The organism is Pseudomonas sp. C7.1 (assembly GCF_056312395.1).
On the sequence record NZ_JBWDTL010000003.1, the window covers coordinates 3,085,831 to 3,099,238 of the forward strand.

Here is a 13,408-nt window from a genome sequence, read left to right on the forward strand (position 1 = left end):
AACGGTATTGAACACGACTGAGCAGATCTGCAAGGGGGCGGCATTCTTCGGCAAAGCCGCGCGCGACACAACCGTGATTTGCTGAACCAGCTCTCAGTTCCGAGACTTTTCCGCCACTTGCACCGACAATAGCGACCAACTGCACTTTCTATCGCGCCCTTGCGCCCTGCTACCCGAGTTTTCCATGCCTGTGTTCAGCACCCCGTTCGCCCAACTCGACATGATCCGCCAACCCGACCAGCCTCACGAGCCGCTGCAGCCGTTCGATGCGGCGGACGAATACCTGCTCGACCATCTGCATGAACGAGGGCTGACGAGCAGTGCGCGGGTATTGGTGCTGAATGACAGCTTCGGCGCCCTGGCGGCCAGCCTGGCCGGGCAGGCGCACGTGACCAGCAGCGGCGACTCACACCTCGGCCACCTGGGCTTGCAGGTCAATCTGCTGCGCAACCAGCTACCGGCGGATGCCGTGACGTTTATCCCGGCCAGCGCAGTCGCCCAGGGGCCGTTTGATGCGGTGCTGATCCGCGTGCCGAAAACCCTGGCGCTGCTGGAGGAGCAACTGATCCGCCTACACGGCCAGCTCGCCCCAGGCGCACAGGTGATTGCCGCGGCCATGATCAAGCATCTGCCGCGCGCCGCCGGTGATCTGCTGGAGAAATATATCGGCCCGGTGCAGGCATCGCTCGCGGTGAAAAAAGCCCGCCTGCTGTTTGCCACCCCCGAAGCCAAAGCCGCGCCTGTATCGCCCTACCCGACGCGTTATCGCCTGGAAAAGCCGGCCATAGAGCTGCTTAACCACGCCAATCTGTTCTGCCGTGAAGACCTGGATATCGGCACCCGCGCCTTCCTGCCGCACCTGCCCAAACACCTTAGCCGCGTGCGCGTGGCCGATCTTGGTTGCGGCAATGGCGTGCTGGGCATTGCCTACGCGTTGGGTAGCCCGCAGGCCGAGCTAACGCTGGTGGATGAGTCGTATATGGCCGTGCAATCGGCAGAGGAAAACTGGCGTGCGGCGCTGGGTGAACGTCCGGTAGAGGTCCGCGCCGGCGATGGCCTGGCCGAACAGGCGGCGGACTCCCTGGACCTGGTGTTGTGCAACCCGCCCTTCCACCAGCAGCAGGTGGTCGGCGACTTTCTCGCCTGGCGCATGTTCCAACAGGCCCGCGCAGCCTTGGTCACCGGCGGCGAACTGTGGATAGTCGGCAACCGCCACCTGGGCTACCACGCCAAACTGAAGCGCTTGTTCCGTGGCGTCGAACAGGTGGCGGCGACGCCGAAGTTTGTGGTGCTCAAGGCGATCAAATAACGATAGCGAATGTAGGGTGGATCACGCTTCACCGATCCACCATGGCGTCGGCACGGCGGATGAAAAAAGCGTCATCCACCCTACAAAAACGCCCGCCTTTACGGCGTACCCATCCCCGCTGCCTGCATAAACAGGCGCAGCAGATAGGACACCGCGCCCAAGGCCAGCACACTGCCGGCCCAAATGGCGATCAGCCAGCCGATGCGTTGCCACAACGGTTTTTTCTCGTCGGCTTCGTTCATCGCATGGGCCTCAGTGATAGCCATCTTCTTCGGTCACCTTGCCGCGAAACACGTAATAGCTCCAGGCGGTGTACATCAGGATGAAGGGAATGATGAACAGCGCGCCGACCAGGATAAAGCCCTGGCTTTGTGGTGGCGCGGCGGCTTCCCAGATGCTGATCGACGGCGGGATGATATTCGGCCACAAGCTGATACCGAGGCCGCTGTAGCCGAGGAAGATCAGCGTCAACGTCAGCAGAAACGGTGAGTAGTTGGCGTTGCGCGCCACCGCGCGCAGCAGCGCCCAGGTGCACAGCAGCACCAGCAAGGGCACCGGCATAAACCAGAAGACATTCGGCATGCTAAACCAGCGCTGTGCTATGTCGGCATGCGCCAGTGGCGTCCACAGGCTGACAATGCCGGTGACGCCGAGCAACACGAATACCAGCGGCCGCGCCATATCATGCATCTGCTGCTGCAGGCGGCCTCCAGTCTTCATGATCAGCCAGGTGCAGCCGAGCAAGGCGTAGGCGGCGATCAGCGCCAGGCCGCAGAACAGCGAGAACGGCGTGAGCCAGTCCAGCGCGCCACCGGCATACACCCGGTCGACCACCTCAAAGCCATCGATATAAGCCCCCAGCGCCACGCCCTGGAAGAAGGTCGCGGTCAGCGAGCCGCCGATAAACGCTTTGTCCCAGATATGCCGCTTGGCCGGTTTGGCCTTGAAGCGGAACTCGAACGCCACGCCACGGAAGATCAGCCCCAGCAGCATAAAGATCAGCGGCAAATACAACGCACTGAGTACCACTGCATAGGCCAGCGGAAAGGCGCCGAACAGCGCCGCACCTCCGAGCACCAGCCAGGTTTCGTTACCGTCCCAGACCGGCGCCACGGTGTTCATCATCACATCGCGCTCGCCTTCGCTTTTGACGAAGGGAAAGAGGATGCCGATGCCCAGATCGAAGCCGTCCATGACCACATACATCATCACCCCGAAGGCGATGATCACGGCCCAGATCAGCGAGAGATCAATGCCCATATTCAATTCCTCTCAGCAAGCGAATCAGTTTCACCTTCATCCAGGCCCTCTTCGGGCGCAGACAGCGGACGGGACGGCGTGCGTTTCTGGCCAGGGCCGCCTTCGGTGGGTTCCTTGCCTTCGTCGGTGACCGGGCCTTTGCGCACCAGGCGCATCATGTAACCGATGCCGGCACCGAACAGGGCGAAATACACCACTACGAACAGAATCAGGGTCAGGCTCATCTGCGCGAAGCTGTGCCCGGAGGAGGCATCGGCGGTGCGCATCAGGCCGTGAATGATCCACGGCTGACGACCGATCTCGGTGGTGTACCAGCCGGCCAGGATAGCGATGATCCCCGACGGCCCCATCCACACGGCCAGGTGCAGGAACGCCCGGCTCTGGAACAGCGTTCCGCGCGCACGCAGCCACAGACTCCAGAGGCCGGTGAGGATCATCAGCATGCCCAGGCCGACCATGACCCGGAAGGTCCAAAACACGATGGTCGAATTAGGCCGATCTTCCTTGGCGAACTCTTTGAGCGCCGGCACCTGCTTGTCCAGGCTGTGGGTCAGGATCAGGCTGCCGAGGGCCGGAATCTCGATCTTGAAGCGGGTTTCTTCGCGCTGCATGTCCGGCCAGCCGAACAGGATCAGCGGGGTCGGCTCATCGCCCACGTTCTCCCAGTGACCTTCGATAGCGGCGATCTTCGCCGGCTGATACTTAAGGGTATTGAGGCCATGAAAGTCGCCGATTACCGCCTGGATTGGCGCAACGATCAGCGCCATCCACATGGCCATCGACAGCATCTTGCGGATAGCCGGGTTGTCGCGGCCGCGCAGCAAGTGCCAGGCCGCCGACGCGCCGACAAAGAAAGCGGTGGCAAGAAACGCCGCTGTGGCCATATGCGCCAAACGGTAGGGGAACGAAGGGTTGAACACCACGGCGAACCAGTCCACCGGGATCACCCGGCCGTCGATGATCTCGAAGCCCTGCGGGGTGTGCATCCAGCTGTTGGAAGCGAGAATCCAGAAGGTCGAAATCAGCGTGCCGACCGCCACCATCACCGTGGAGAAGAAGTGCAGGCCAGGCCCGACGCGGTGCCAGCCGAACAGCATAACGCCAAGAAAACCCGCCTCGAGGAAGAACGCGGTGAGCACTTCATAGGTCAGCAGCGGCCCGGTGACCGCCCCGGCAAAGTCGGAGAAGGCGCTCCAGTTGGTGCCGAACTGATAGGCCATGACCAGGCCGGAGACCACGCCCATGCCGAAATTGACCGCGAATATCTTCGCCCAGAAGTGGTACAGGTCGCGATACACCTCCTGGTGGGTCTTCAGCCATAGCCCTTCAAGCACGGCCAGGTAACTGGCCAGGCCGATGGTGATGGCCGGAAAGATGATGTGAAAGGAGATGGTAAAAGCGAACTGGATTCGAGCGAGGTCGAGAGCCTCCAATCCAAACATGGCGTTTCCTCAGTCAGGTGATACGGGGCACGGCCACGGACGCGCATGCCAGTCACAAGCAATCAGTCGGGGGGATTATTGTTCTGGGTAGACAGCCATAAAGCCGGGCAAAGTGCCCTCACAACCGTACGTCGAAGATATTGACGCGGATCAAGCTATGTACAGAGAGTAGCGTTTGCAGGGGTAAGTTCAGCTGTGGTCGATTGTCGCGCGGTCTGCTGTCATTAGATTTGAGCGCAACGGAACCCGACGCGTTAGCCGACCAGCATGGCCTCGGCCACCTGCTTGCGCACGGCCCTGCCACACAACTGCTCGACCAGGGTCAGGGCAAACTCCAGCGCAGTGCCGGGGCCCTGGCTGGTGATGCAGTTGCCATCGACCACCACCGGCTGATCGACAAATACACAACCGCTCAGGCGATCACTGAACGCCGGGTAGCAGGTCATACGCCGCTGCTTGAGCACACCGTACTGTTGCAAGGCCAGCGCGGGCGCCGCGCAAATGGCGGCGAACAACTTGCCGGCCTTGGCCTGCTCGCGCACTCGCTCGGCCAGCGGCTCGTGTTCGGCCAGGTGCTGCGCGCCGGGCATACCGCCGGGCAGCACGATCAGATCGAAAGGTTGAGCCAGCACGTCCACCAGCATGGTGTCGGCGGTCAGCCTTGTGCCACGGGCGCAGGTGATCATCCGCCGGCTTTCAATACTGGCCACCACCACTTCAACCTCGGCACGCCGCAGCACATCAATCAGGGTCACACATTCGAGGTCTTCAACACCATCGGCAACGCTGATCAGGGCCCGTGCAGTCATGGTTTCGCTCCTTGTTGTAGCCGTGCACAAACTGTCCAAGCGGTCATAAATTCACCCACTTCAGTCGAGCTGATATGATGCGCGCCTTTTTCCAGATCACCAGCAAAAACATGCACCCACACGTGGATGTGCTTTGCTTTCGGTTTGCATAAACACGGCAAAAAAGCCGTACGGGGAGTGCCACATGCTGGAAAGATTGTTCCAACTCAAAGCCCATAACACCACGGTGCGCACGGAAATGCTCGCCGGATTGACCACCTTTCTGACCATGGCCTATATCCTCTTCGTCAACCCGGAGATGCTGGCCAAAACCGGCATGGACCATGGCGCGGTATTCGTCGCCACCTGCCTGGCCGCCGCCATCGGCTCGCTGATCATGGGCCTGTGGGCCAACTACCCGATTGCCCTGGCGCCGGGCATGGGCCTTAACGCCTTCTTCACCTACACCGTGGTGATGACCATGGGCCACACCTGGCAGGTGGCGTTGGGCGCGGTGTTTCTCTCCGGGGTGATCTTCTTTTTGCTGTCGATCTTCAAGATCCGCGAGTGGATCATCAACAGCATCCCCCTGGCTCTACGCGCCGGCATCGCCGCCGGTATTGGCCTGTTCCTGGCGATTATCGCCCTGAAAAACGCCGGTATCGTGGTTGATCACCCGGCCACCCTGGTGACCCTCGGCGACATGACCCAAGGCGGTGCACTGCTGGCCTGCCTGGGCTTCTTCGTGATTGCTGCACTGGCACAGCGCCGCGTGACCGGCGCGGTGATGATCGGCATCCTGCTGATCACCGGCCTGTCCATTCTGTTCGGCCTGTCCAAGCTGGACGGCGTGGTATCCATGCCGCCTTCGGTGATGCCGACGCTGATGCAACTGGACATCATGGGCGCGCTGGATATCGGTTTAGTCAGCGTGATTTTCGCCTTCCTCTTCGTTGACCTGTTCGACACCTCCGGCACCCTGGTCGGCGTGGCGCAGAAAGCCAACCTACTGGACAAGGACGGCAAGATGCCCAAGCTCGGCCGCGCCCTACTGGCCGACAGCACTGCGACTATGGCCGGCGCCGCACTGGGCACCAGCACCACCACCAGCTATATCGAATCCGCCGCCGGCATCAGTGCCGGCGGGCGCACCGGCCTGACCGCCTGTGTGGTGGCCGCGCTGTTCCTCCTGGCGCTGTTCTTCGCCCCGCTGGCCGGCGCCGTACCCGCCTACGCCACAGCGCCGGCGCTGCTGTTCGTCGCGGTGTTGATGATGAGCAGCCTGGCGCAGATCGACTGGGACGACCTCACCGTCGCAGCCCCGGTGGTAGTCGCCGCCCTGGCCATGCCACTGACCTTCTCGATTGCCAATGGCATCGCCTTCGGCTTTATCGCCTGGACCCTGATCAAGCTGCTGGCCGGCCGCTGGCGCGAACTCAACCCGGCGCTGGTGGTGCTCTCAGTGCTGTTTGCGATCAAACTGGCTTACTTCGCTTAATCACGCAGCAAACTGTAGGAGCGGGCCATGCCCGCGAACCGCTATCGCGGGCATGGCCCGCTCCTACCAGTGTTAACCATAACGAGTACCGAGTAAGCCATGAGCCGTTCCCCGTTCGATCCCGCCACCTACGCCGCCCAGCTGGCGGACAAGCAGCAGCGCCTGATCGAGCTGCTGGCGCCATTCGATGCGCCCGCCCCCGAGATATTTGAATCGCCGCGCGAGCACTATCGCCTGCGCGCCGAATTCCGCCTGTGGCGCGAGGGTGAGGACCGTCACTACGCCATGTTCGAGGCCGGCGATAACCTCAAGCCGATTTTCTTCGAAGACTTCCCCATCGCCAGCGCGCAGATCAATGCGCTGATGCCGCGTTTGAAAGCTGCCTGGCAGGCCAGTAGCGCCTTGAGCTTCAAGCTGTTCCAGGTTGAATTCCTCACCACCCTGGCCGGCGACGGGCTGATCACCCTGTGCTACCACCGCCCACTGGATGCCGCCTGGCAGGCCGGAGCCGAGAAGCTCGCGGCCGACTTGCAGGTCAGCATCATCGGCCGCTCCAAGGGCAAGCGCATGGTGATCGGCAAGGATTACGTCGAGGAAAAACTGCAGGTCGCCGGGCGCACCTTCAGCTATCGCCAACCGGAAGGCGCGTTTACTCAGCCCAATGGCGAGGTGAACCAGAAGATGCTCGCCTGGGCCTATGACGCACTCGGCGAGCGCAGCGATGACCTGCTGGAGCTGTACTGCGGCAACGGCAACTTCACCCTGCCGCTGGCCACCCGCGTGCGCAAGGTGCTGGCCACCGAGATCAGCAAGTCATCGGTCAACGCCGCGCTGGCCAACCTGGCAGACAATGGCGTGGACAACGTCAGCCTGGTGCGCCTATCCGCCGAGGAACTGACCGAGGCACTGAACGAAGTGCGCCCTTTCCGCCGCCTGGCCGGCATCGACCTTAAGAGCTACAACTTCGGCTGCGTATTCGTCGACCCGCCGCGCGCCGGCATGGACCCGGACACCTGCGAACTGACCCGGCGCTTCGAGCGCATTCTGTATATCTCCTGCAATCCGCAAACCCTGGCCGCCAACATCGCCCAGCTCAGTGATACGCACAAAGTGACGCGCTGCGCGCTGTTTGACCAGTTCCCCTATACCCACCATATGGAATCGGGTGTGCTGCTGGAACGCCGCTAGCCAGCTACAAACCAATCAGCGGATTGGCGCAAGGTTTCGGCGCACGGCCTAGACTGCGGTGATCAGAGAGTCTGAACACCCGCCCACCAAGGAGTTGCCGATGCGTCGTTATCTGTTAGCCCTGCTGCTGCCCCTGCTGAGCGGCTGCACCAGCACCCCCGAGCCCTCGTCGGTACAGGTGCTGCTGCCTGTACAAGCCACGCCGTATCAGAGCTTTAGCGTGCGCGCGATCAAGGCCAGCGGTCATCGCATGGATCTGGAGCAGCGTTTTAACCAGGCGGTGCAGAACGCACTCAGCGCCAAGGGTTACCGCTTCACTGAAACGCAGCCTGATATGCAGGTTATCTACGCCCTGGGCCTGGAACAGGCACACGGCATTGAGCTCGTCCCGGTAGCGGTCGGCGGCACGGTCTATACCCAGACCCGCGCCACCGAAGATGAGCGCGCACGTCTGGCCCTGCGTATTCTCGATAGCAAGACCCAGGCAGTGCTGTTCCAAGCGCAGATCAACCGGCAGCTGCACAACCCGGACATAAGCCAGGAAAACTTCGACCGTGGCGTGGCCAAAATCCTCGAAGGCTTCCCCACTGCACGCTGACTCAGACGCGCTGCAAACCCCGCAGCGCCCAGAAGCACAGACCCACCGAGACCACTTCCAGCAGCAGCGCGTAGAGGTTGAACGTCTGCTGCGCGCCGCCATCCAGCCACAACCCGCCAATACGCGCCAACGCAAGGGCGCTGTAGAGCAGCACCAGCAGGGTCAGCGCGGCGCGGGTGAGGTCCAGCCGGCTCAGCGACAGGCCGATAAAAGCCGCCAGGCCCAGTTGCAGACCACCGTAGAACGCCCGCACATCAGTGGCGGCCGCTGGAGCCATCAGCAGCATGCCGCTGAGGTTGGCCATTTCATGGGGGCGAACAAAATAAGCCAGGCCCAAACCGGCCAATGCCAGCAGTTGAATCACCAGTACGACGCGCGCAAACAACATGGACAGCATCCTTTACTTAGAAATAGAGAGCTTGGAAATCGAGCGCGCAGCATAAGCCCCGCCGCGCGTTTCGGAAATCACTGATGGTTGGCCAGGGCCGCCCGGCGTTATGCTCAGTTTTTCACCTGCCAGGAGTCGCCCCATGCGCCAGTTGCTTGTTCTCGCCGGACTGTTTGTCAGCAGCCTGAGTTTTGCCGCCGAGCCCCCGACCATCGACGTGCACCGCGATGCCAACTGCGGTTGCTGCAAAGCATGGATCAGCCACTTGCAGGACAACGGTTTTAACGTGGTCGACCATGTCGAAACCGATATGAGTGCAGTCAAACAGCGCCTGGGCGTGCCGCCGCGCTTGGCCTCCTGCCATACAGGGGTGATCAACGGCCAGTTTGTCGAAGGCCATGTTCCGGCCGCCGATATTCTTAAGCTGCGCCAGCAACCCGACCTGCTCGGCGCGGCAGTGCCTGGCATGCCCACCGGCTCACCGGGCATGGAATACGGCAATGTACGCGACGCTTATCAGGTCATCGGCCTGGATAAACAGGGCACAGAGCGCGTGATCAGCGAATACCCGGCCAACTAAATAGCCTACGACGGACTGGCGCCGCCCAGACCAACAGTCAACACTCACAGTCGGCACACACAGGACGAAAGCAATGCGCTGGAAACGCGGAAGACGCAGTGACAATGTGGTGGATGCACGCGGCAGCGGCTCACGCATGGGCGGCGGCAAGGGTCTGACCCTCGGTGGCGTGGCCATCGTGGTGATCGTCGGCTTGCTCAGCGGGCAGGACCCGATGCAGATCCTTGGCCAGCTAGCCGGGCAAGCCATGCAAGGCGGCGCGCCGACCCAACAACAAAGCTCGGCACCGCCGGTTAACGATGAGCAGTCGGAGTTCGTTCGCGCGGTGCTCGGCGACACCGAGGACACCTGGCGGGAGATCTTCCAGGGCGCCAACCGTCAGTACAGTGACCCGACTCTGGTGCTGTTTCGCGGCGGAGTGAATTCCGCCTGCGGCTTCGCCAGCGCAGCGGTCGGCCCCTTCTATTGCCCAGGCGATCAGCGGGTGTATATCGATCTGGCGTTCTTCCGCGAGCTGGAGCAACGCTTTGGCGCGGCCGGCGATTTTGCCCAGGCCTATGTGATTGCCCATGAAGTCGGCCACCATGTGCAAACCCTGCTCGGCGTCTCAGCCAAGGTCAACGCCGCCCGCCAGCGCGGCGAGCGAGTAGAGGGCGCGACTGGCCTACTGGTGCGTCAGGAGTTGCAGGCAGACTGCCTGGCAGGCGTGTGGGCCTTCCATGGCCAGCGCCGACATGATTGGCTGGAGCCAGGCGATATCGAGGAAGCACTGGGCGCCGCCAACGCCATCGGCGATGACCGCTTACAGAAACAGGCGCGCGGCCAGGTGGTGCCGGACTCCTTCACCCACGGCACCTCGGAGCAGCGCGTGCGCTGGTTCAAGACCGGTTTCGACGGCGGCGATGTCGGCCGCTGCGACACCTTCAAGGCAGCCCGCCTATAGCCTTACGCCTACGTTTATGGCGCGGTCCCCGTAGGGCAATGAGATGGACTCCTCCCTCCTACGGCGTCTATGCGCCAGACTGAGGTTGTCACAACCAAACAGCCACGAAGGGAGGAGTCACCATGAAACTTAAGCGAATCGGCATCGATTTGGCAAAACAGGTTTTTCAAGTTCATGGCGTCGATAGCCACGAGCAGGTGAAGTGCCGTAAGCAGCTCAAGCGTTCACAGATGCTGGATTTCTTCCGCCAACAAGAGCCGTGCCTGGTGGCGATGGAGGCCTGTGGTAGTTCGCATTACTGGGCGCGCGAGCTAGGCAAGTTGGGGCATGAAGTGCGGTTGATTGCGCCGCAGTTCGTCAAACCCTACGTCAAGAGTGGTAAGAACGACGCCAACGACGCGGAGGCGATTTGCGAGGCTGCCAGCCGACCCACGATGCGTTATGTCGCGGTGAAGAGTGCCGACCAGCAAGCTGGGCAGTCGGTGCACCGGATCAGAAGCCGGTTAATCAGGGCGCGTACAGCGTTGGTTAACGAGATACGTGGCTTGCTTGGCGAGTTCGGTTTGGTTGCGAGTCGCCAGGGAATAGCGGCCACCCGCGCGTTGCTGCAGCAGGCGCTGGACGAACACCAGACATTACCGGGCGAGCTGCACGAAATGCTGGAGCTCTTGCGTGATGAGCTGCAGGGACAGGATGAGCGAATCAAACAGCTGGACGGCATGCTTCACCGTCAGGTTAAGACGGATGAGCGTGTCCAGCGTTTGCTGCAGGTGGAGGGCGTTGGCCCGATCAGCGCGACTGCCGTGGTGTCTGCAGTGGGTGATGCACGGCAGTTCAGTTCGGGCAGACAGTTCGCGGCCTGGCTGGGATTAGTGCCGAGCCAGCATTCAAGTGGCGGCAAAGAACGTCTGGGGCACATCAGCAAAAAGGGTGACTGTTACCTGCGCACGTTATTGGTCCATGGCGCTCGTGCGGTGCTGAAGACCTGTAAGGAAAAGACGGATCGACGCAGCACCTGGCTGCAGCAGTTGCAGTGTCGACGCAACACAAATATCGCCACGGTCGCCTTGGCGAACAAGAATGCCCGGATCATCTGGGCGATCCTCAGCAAGGGGAAGACTATCAACCTGCTGAGGCGTAAACCTGAAGTACCCAAGCAGGAATGAAGTGACACCGTAGAAGATCCACCACGATTGCACAGTGACATGCAGTGATGACGAACCGGTCGAGCCGGCATGTGTAAAACCTGCTTTACCCACAGGCCCTCTGTAAACCAAGGCCGCTAGGGCGATCAGGAACACATGAGCGGATATTCATCATGGCTCAAGGCACCCAACGCCTTATCAGAAGCCGGATATACGGAAGCAGTCGTACCTAGGTTCGTTGGATGTGTATTTCACTGGCAAAACGGGAGGAGTCCATATATGGATGTCGCTTCACCCATCCACCACCTCGCATCTGGATGCGTGGATGAAAAAAGCGTCATCCACCCTACAAACTGAACGCTGGCACCCGTGAATAACGGACATAAAAAATGCCGCTTACCTGATCAGGTAAGCGGCATTTTTATCAGCAACACTGTCTGCCTACTGTGCCCAAGGCGGTGGCGGCTCTTCGCCTTTGGGTTCGTCTTCGGCATTCAGCAGCGCCTGGCGGCGCGCTTCGTCGGCTAGGGCGGCCTTGATCTCGCGCATGACTGCGTCGATATCAGCGTCTTCTTCCGGGTCATCGAACTCACCGGTCAGTGGGCTCTCCGGGGTCAGCGCACCTTCCTCATACAGCGCCCACATTTCCTTGGCGTACTTGGTGAACTTCAATTCCGGGGCGAACTGGCCGAAGTAAGCGGACATATTGCCGACATCACGTTCAAGCATCTTGAACGCATGGTTGTTGCCGGCGGCGTCTACAGCCTGCGGCAAGTCGATGATCACCGGGCCGCCAGGATCAAGCAGCACGTTGAATTCCGACAGGTCACCATGCACCAGGCCGGCGCAGAGCATTTTCACCACTTCACGAATCATAAAAGCGTGAAACTCACGGGCATCGTCCGGGTGCAGGTCGACATCATTGAGGCGCGGAGCGGCGTCGCCTTCACCGTCATCGACCAGCTCCATCAGCAACACGCCTTCCAAGAAGTCATATGGCTTGGGCACCCGCACGCCAGCATTGGCCAGACGGAACAGCGCAGCCACTTCGGCATTCTGCCAAGCGTCCTCCTGACCCTTGCGACCGTACTTCGAGCCCTTGGCCATGGCCCGGGCATCACGGCTGTTACGCACCTTGCGGCCTTCCTGATACTCGGCGGCCTGGCGGAAACTGCGGTTGTTGGCTTCCTTGTAGACCTTGGCGACGCGCAGCTCTTCGCCACAGCGCACCACATAGACCGCCGCTTCTTTACCACTCATCAGCGGGCGTATCACTTCATCGACCAGCCCGGCTTCGACCAGGGGTTCAATACGTTTTGGCGTCTTCATCAGCTTTAATCAGGGGTCCTGTGTTGCCCAAATCGACTCTGCTGCCCGTTATACGGCAATCTTTACGCAGCGCCCACCCTCCTGTCAGCACGACCCATGTTATGGGGTATTACGCAGACCTCACAAAGATGGCAAAAACCGCTCAACCACGCCGGCTGACGGCGCGTTATAGCCCACCAAACGGAGTAAACCTGGCGTTACAAGCAAGCGCCCGATGCAACCAAAAGGCTTTAAGCACTGTCCCATGGAATTCATATTCGGCCAGTACCTCATGCCTTAACGCACTGGACCTGATTTTTACCCAGCACAGGCGCTTTGCCTGAGCCTGCAGTGATTGGGGGAGATAACCATGAAACGTGCCCAATCTGGCATCAGCATTGTTACCCAGAGGCCTGACCTCTACGCGCACAACGCATTTAACGAGCTGGCCCTCCAGCGCCATGCCCACCCTGACCGCTGCAACGGCATCAACGCACCGTGCATTGCCTCCAGCTATGTCGCCACCGCCACGCCGGCGCTTTATATCAGCCGCCTGTGCACGCAGTTCGCCCACAAACTGCCGGTCAGTTTTGATGAGTACCAAGGGCGCATCGAGTTCGCCTTCGGCCTCTCGCACTTGCATGCAGACAACGCGGGCCTGCATATCACCGCCCTGAGCAATAACCAGCAAGACCTGGAAAAGCTCAAGCACCTGATCGCCACGCACTTCGAGCGCTTTGCCTGGCAGGCGCAGCTAAGCCTGGACTGGCAATAAGGGCCATGTACTCATTACCTGTTGCTCCGTGCTGTAGGCCTTTGTATGAGCGGCGCTCTTTCTTAAGATTTCCTGCAACTGCTAACGCAGACATGGCCTAAAAAAGAGCGGCGCCACTTTCGTGGGCCGCTCCAAATCACGGAGTTGCATACATCAGTACCCGCACCGCGTGCGGATACCGCTGTT

Annotated in this window: 14 protein-coding genes; 8 read left to right on the top strand and 6 right to left on the bottom strand. The window is 60.9% G+C overall.

Annotated features, from left to right (window positions below; translation table 11 throughout):
- The first annotated feature begins 184 nt into the window (after positions 1 to 184).
- The gene (locus AC0T4W_RS17900; RefSeq protein ID WP_476321260.1) at positions 185 to 1,309 is read left to right on the top strand and encodes a methyltransferase; all 1,125 of its coding nucleotides are present in this window, start codon (positions 185 to 187) and stop codon (positions 1,307 to 1,309) included.
- A gap of 98 nt (positions 1,310 to 1,407) precedes the next feature.
- Here the strand turns inward: AC0T4W_RS17900 and AC0T4W_RS17905 are convergent, their stop codons facing one another.
- The 4 genes from AC0T4W_RS17905 to AC0T4W_RS17920 form a co-directional block, all read right to left on the bottom strand.
- Positions 1,408 to 1,575: a DUF2474 domain-containing protein gene (locus AC0T4W_RS17905; protein ID WP_476321262.1), complete on the bottom strand. Its 168-nt coding sequence runs from the start codon at positions 1,573 to 1,575 to the stop codon at positions 1,408 to 1,410.
- Complete coding sequence (cydB, locus tag AC0T4W_RS17910) at positions 1,562 to 2,569, bottom strand: cytochrome d ubiquinol oxidase subunit II (RefSeq protein ID WP_476321264.1); 1,008 nt, start codon at positions 2,567 to 2,569, stop codon at positions 1,562 to 1,564. The genes AC0T4W_RS17905 and cydB overlap by 14 nt, the downstream gene beginning before the upstream one ends.
- Positions 2,570 to 2,571: 2 nt before the next feature.
- Positions 2,572 to 4,011 (bottom strand): cytochrome ubiquinol oxidase subunit I, encoded by a 1,440-nt coding sequence (locus AC0T4W_RS17915; RefSeq protein WP_476321266.1) that lies wholly within the window; start codon positions 4,009 to 4,011, stop codon positions 2,572 to 2,574.
- A 254-nt stretch (positions 4,012 to 4,265) separates the two neighbouring features.
- The gene (locus tag AC0T4W_RS17920) at positions 4,266 to 4,820 is read right to left on the bottom strand and encodes a DJ-1 family glyoxalase III (RefSeq protein WP_476321268.1); all 555 of its coding nucleotides are present in this window, start codon (positions 4,818 to 4,820) and stop codon (positions 4,266 to 4,268) included.
- 184 nt (positions 4,821 to 5,004) lie between these two features.
- Here AC0T4W_RS17920 and AC0T4W_RS17925 point away from each other — a divergent pair, with 184 nt between their 5' ends.
- From AC0T4W_RS17925 to AC0T4W_RS17935, 3 genes are all read left to right on the top strand, one after another.
- Positions 5,005 to 6,297, top strand: coding sequence for an NCS2 family permease (locus AC0T4W_RS17925; RefSeq protein WP_476321270.1), 1,293 nt, complete (start codon positions 5,005 to 5,007; stop codon positions 6,295 to 6,297).
- 99 nt (positions 6,298 to 6,396) lie between these two features.
- Positions 6,397 to 7,485 (top strand): tRNA (uridine(54)-C5)-methyltransferase TrmA, encoded by a 1,089-nt coding sequence (gene trmA, locus AC0T4W_RS17930; RefSeq protein WP_476321272.1) that lies wholly within the window; start codon positions 6,397 to 6,399, stop codon positions 7,483 to 7,485.
- 100 nt (positions 7,486 to 7,585) lie between these two features.
- Positions 7,586 to 8,083 carry a DUF4136 domain-containing protein gene (locus tag AC0T4W_RS17935; protein ID WP_476321274.1) on the top strand — a complete coding sequence of 166 codons (498 nt, stop codon included), beginning with the start codon at positions 7,586 to 7,588 and terminating at the stop codon, positions 8,081 to 8,083.
- A gap of 1 nt (position 8,084) precedes the next feature.
- On the opposite strand, the gene AC0T4W_RS17940 is transcribed toward AC0T4W_RS17935, so the two are convergent.
- Positions 8,085 to 8,471 (bottom strand): DUF4345 domain-containing protein, encoded by a 387-nt coding sequence (locus AC0T4W_RS17940; RefSeq protein WP_476321276.1) that lies wholly within the window; start codon positions 8,469 to 8,471, stop codon positions 8,085 to 8,087.
- A gap of 142 nt (positions 8,472 to 8,613) precedes the next feature.
- On the opposite strand from AC0T4W_RS17940, the gene AC0T4W_RS17945 reads away from it, so the two are divergent.
- From AC0T4W_RS17945 to AC0T4W_RS17955, 3 genes are all read left to right on the top strand, one after another.
- Entirely contained in the window at positions 8,614 to 9,051 is a 438-nt protein-coding gene (locus tag AC0T4W_RS17945; protein WP_476321278.1) for a DUF411 domain-containing protein, read from the top strand.
- Positions 9,052 to 9,124: 73 nt separating this feature from the next.
- On the top strand, positions 9,125 to 9,994 hold the full coding sequence (gene ypfJ / locus AC0T4W_RS17950) for a KPN_02809 family neutral zinc metallopeptidase (protein ID WP_476321280.1): 870 nt from the start codon (positions 9,125 to 9,127) through the stop codon (positions 9,992 to 9,994).
- Between the two features lie 122 nt (positions 9,995 to 10,116).
- Positions 10,117 to 11,160 (top strand): IS110 family RNA-guided transposase, encoded by a 1,044-nt coding sequence (locus AC0T4W_RS17955; RefSeq protein WP_476319088.1) that lies wholly within the window; start codon positions 10,117 to 10,119, stop codon positions 11,158 to 11,160.
- Between the two features lie 420 nt (positions 11,161 to 11,580).
- On the opposite strand, the gene AC0T4W_RS17960 is transcribed toward AC0T4W_RS17955, so the two are convergent.
- Positions 11,581 to 12,468 (bottom strand): PA4780 family RIO1-like protein kinase, encoded by an 888-nt coding sequence (locus tag AC0T4W_RS17960; protein ID WP_476321282.1) that lies wholly within the window; start codon positions 12,466 to 12,468, stop codon positions 11,581 to 11,583.
- Between the two features lie 349 nt (positions 12,469 to 12,817).
- Here AC0T4W_RS17960 and AC0T4W_RS17965 point away from each other — a divergent pair, with 349 nt between their 5' ends.
- Positions 12,818 to 13,222 carry a DUF2218 domain-containing protein gene (locus tag AC0T4W_RS17965; RefSeq protein WP_476321284.1) on the top strand — a complete coding sequence of 135 codons (405 nt, stop codon included), beginning with the start codon at positions 12,818 to 12,820 and terminating at the stop codon, positions 13,220 to 13,222.
- Positions 13,223 to 13,408: the final 186 nt, after the last annotated feature.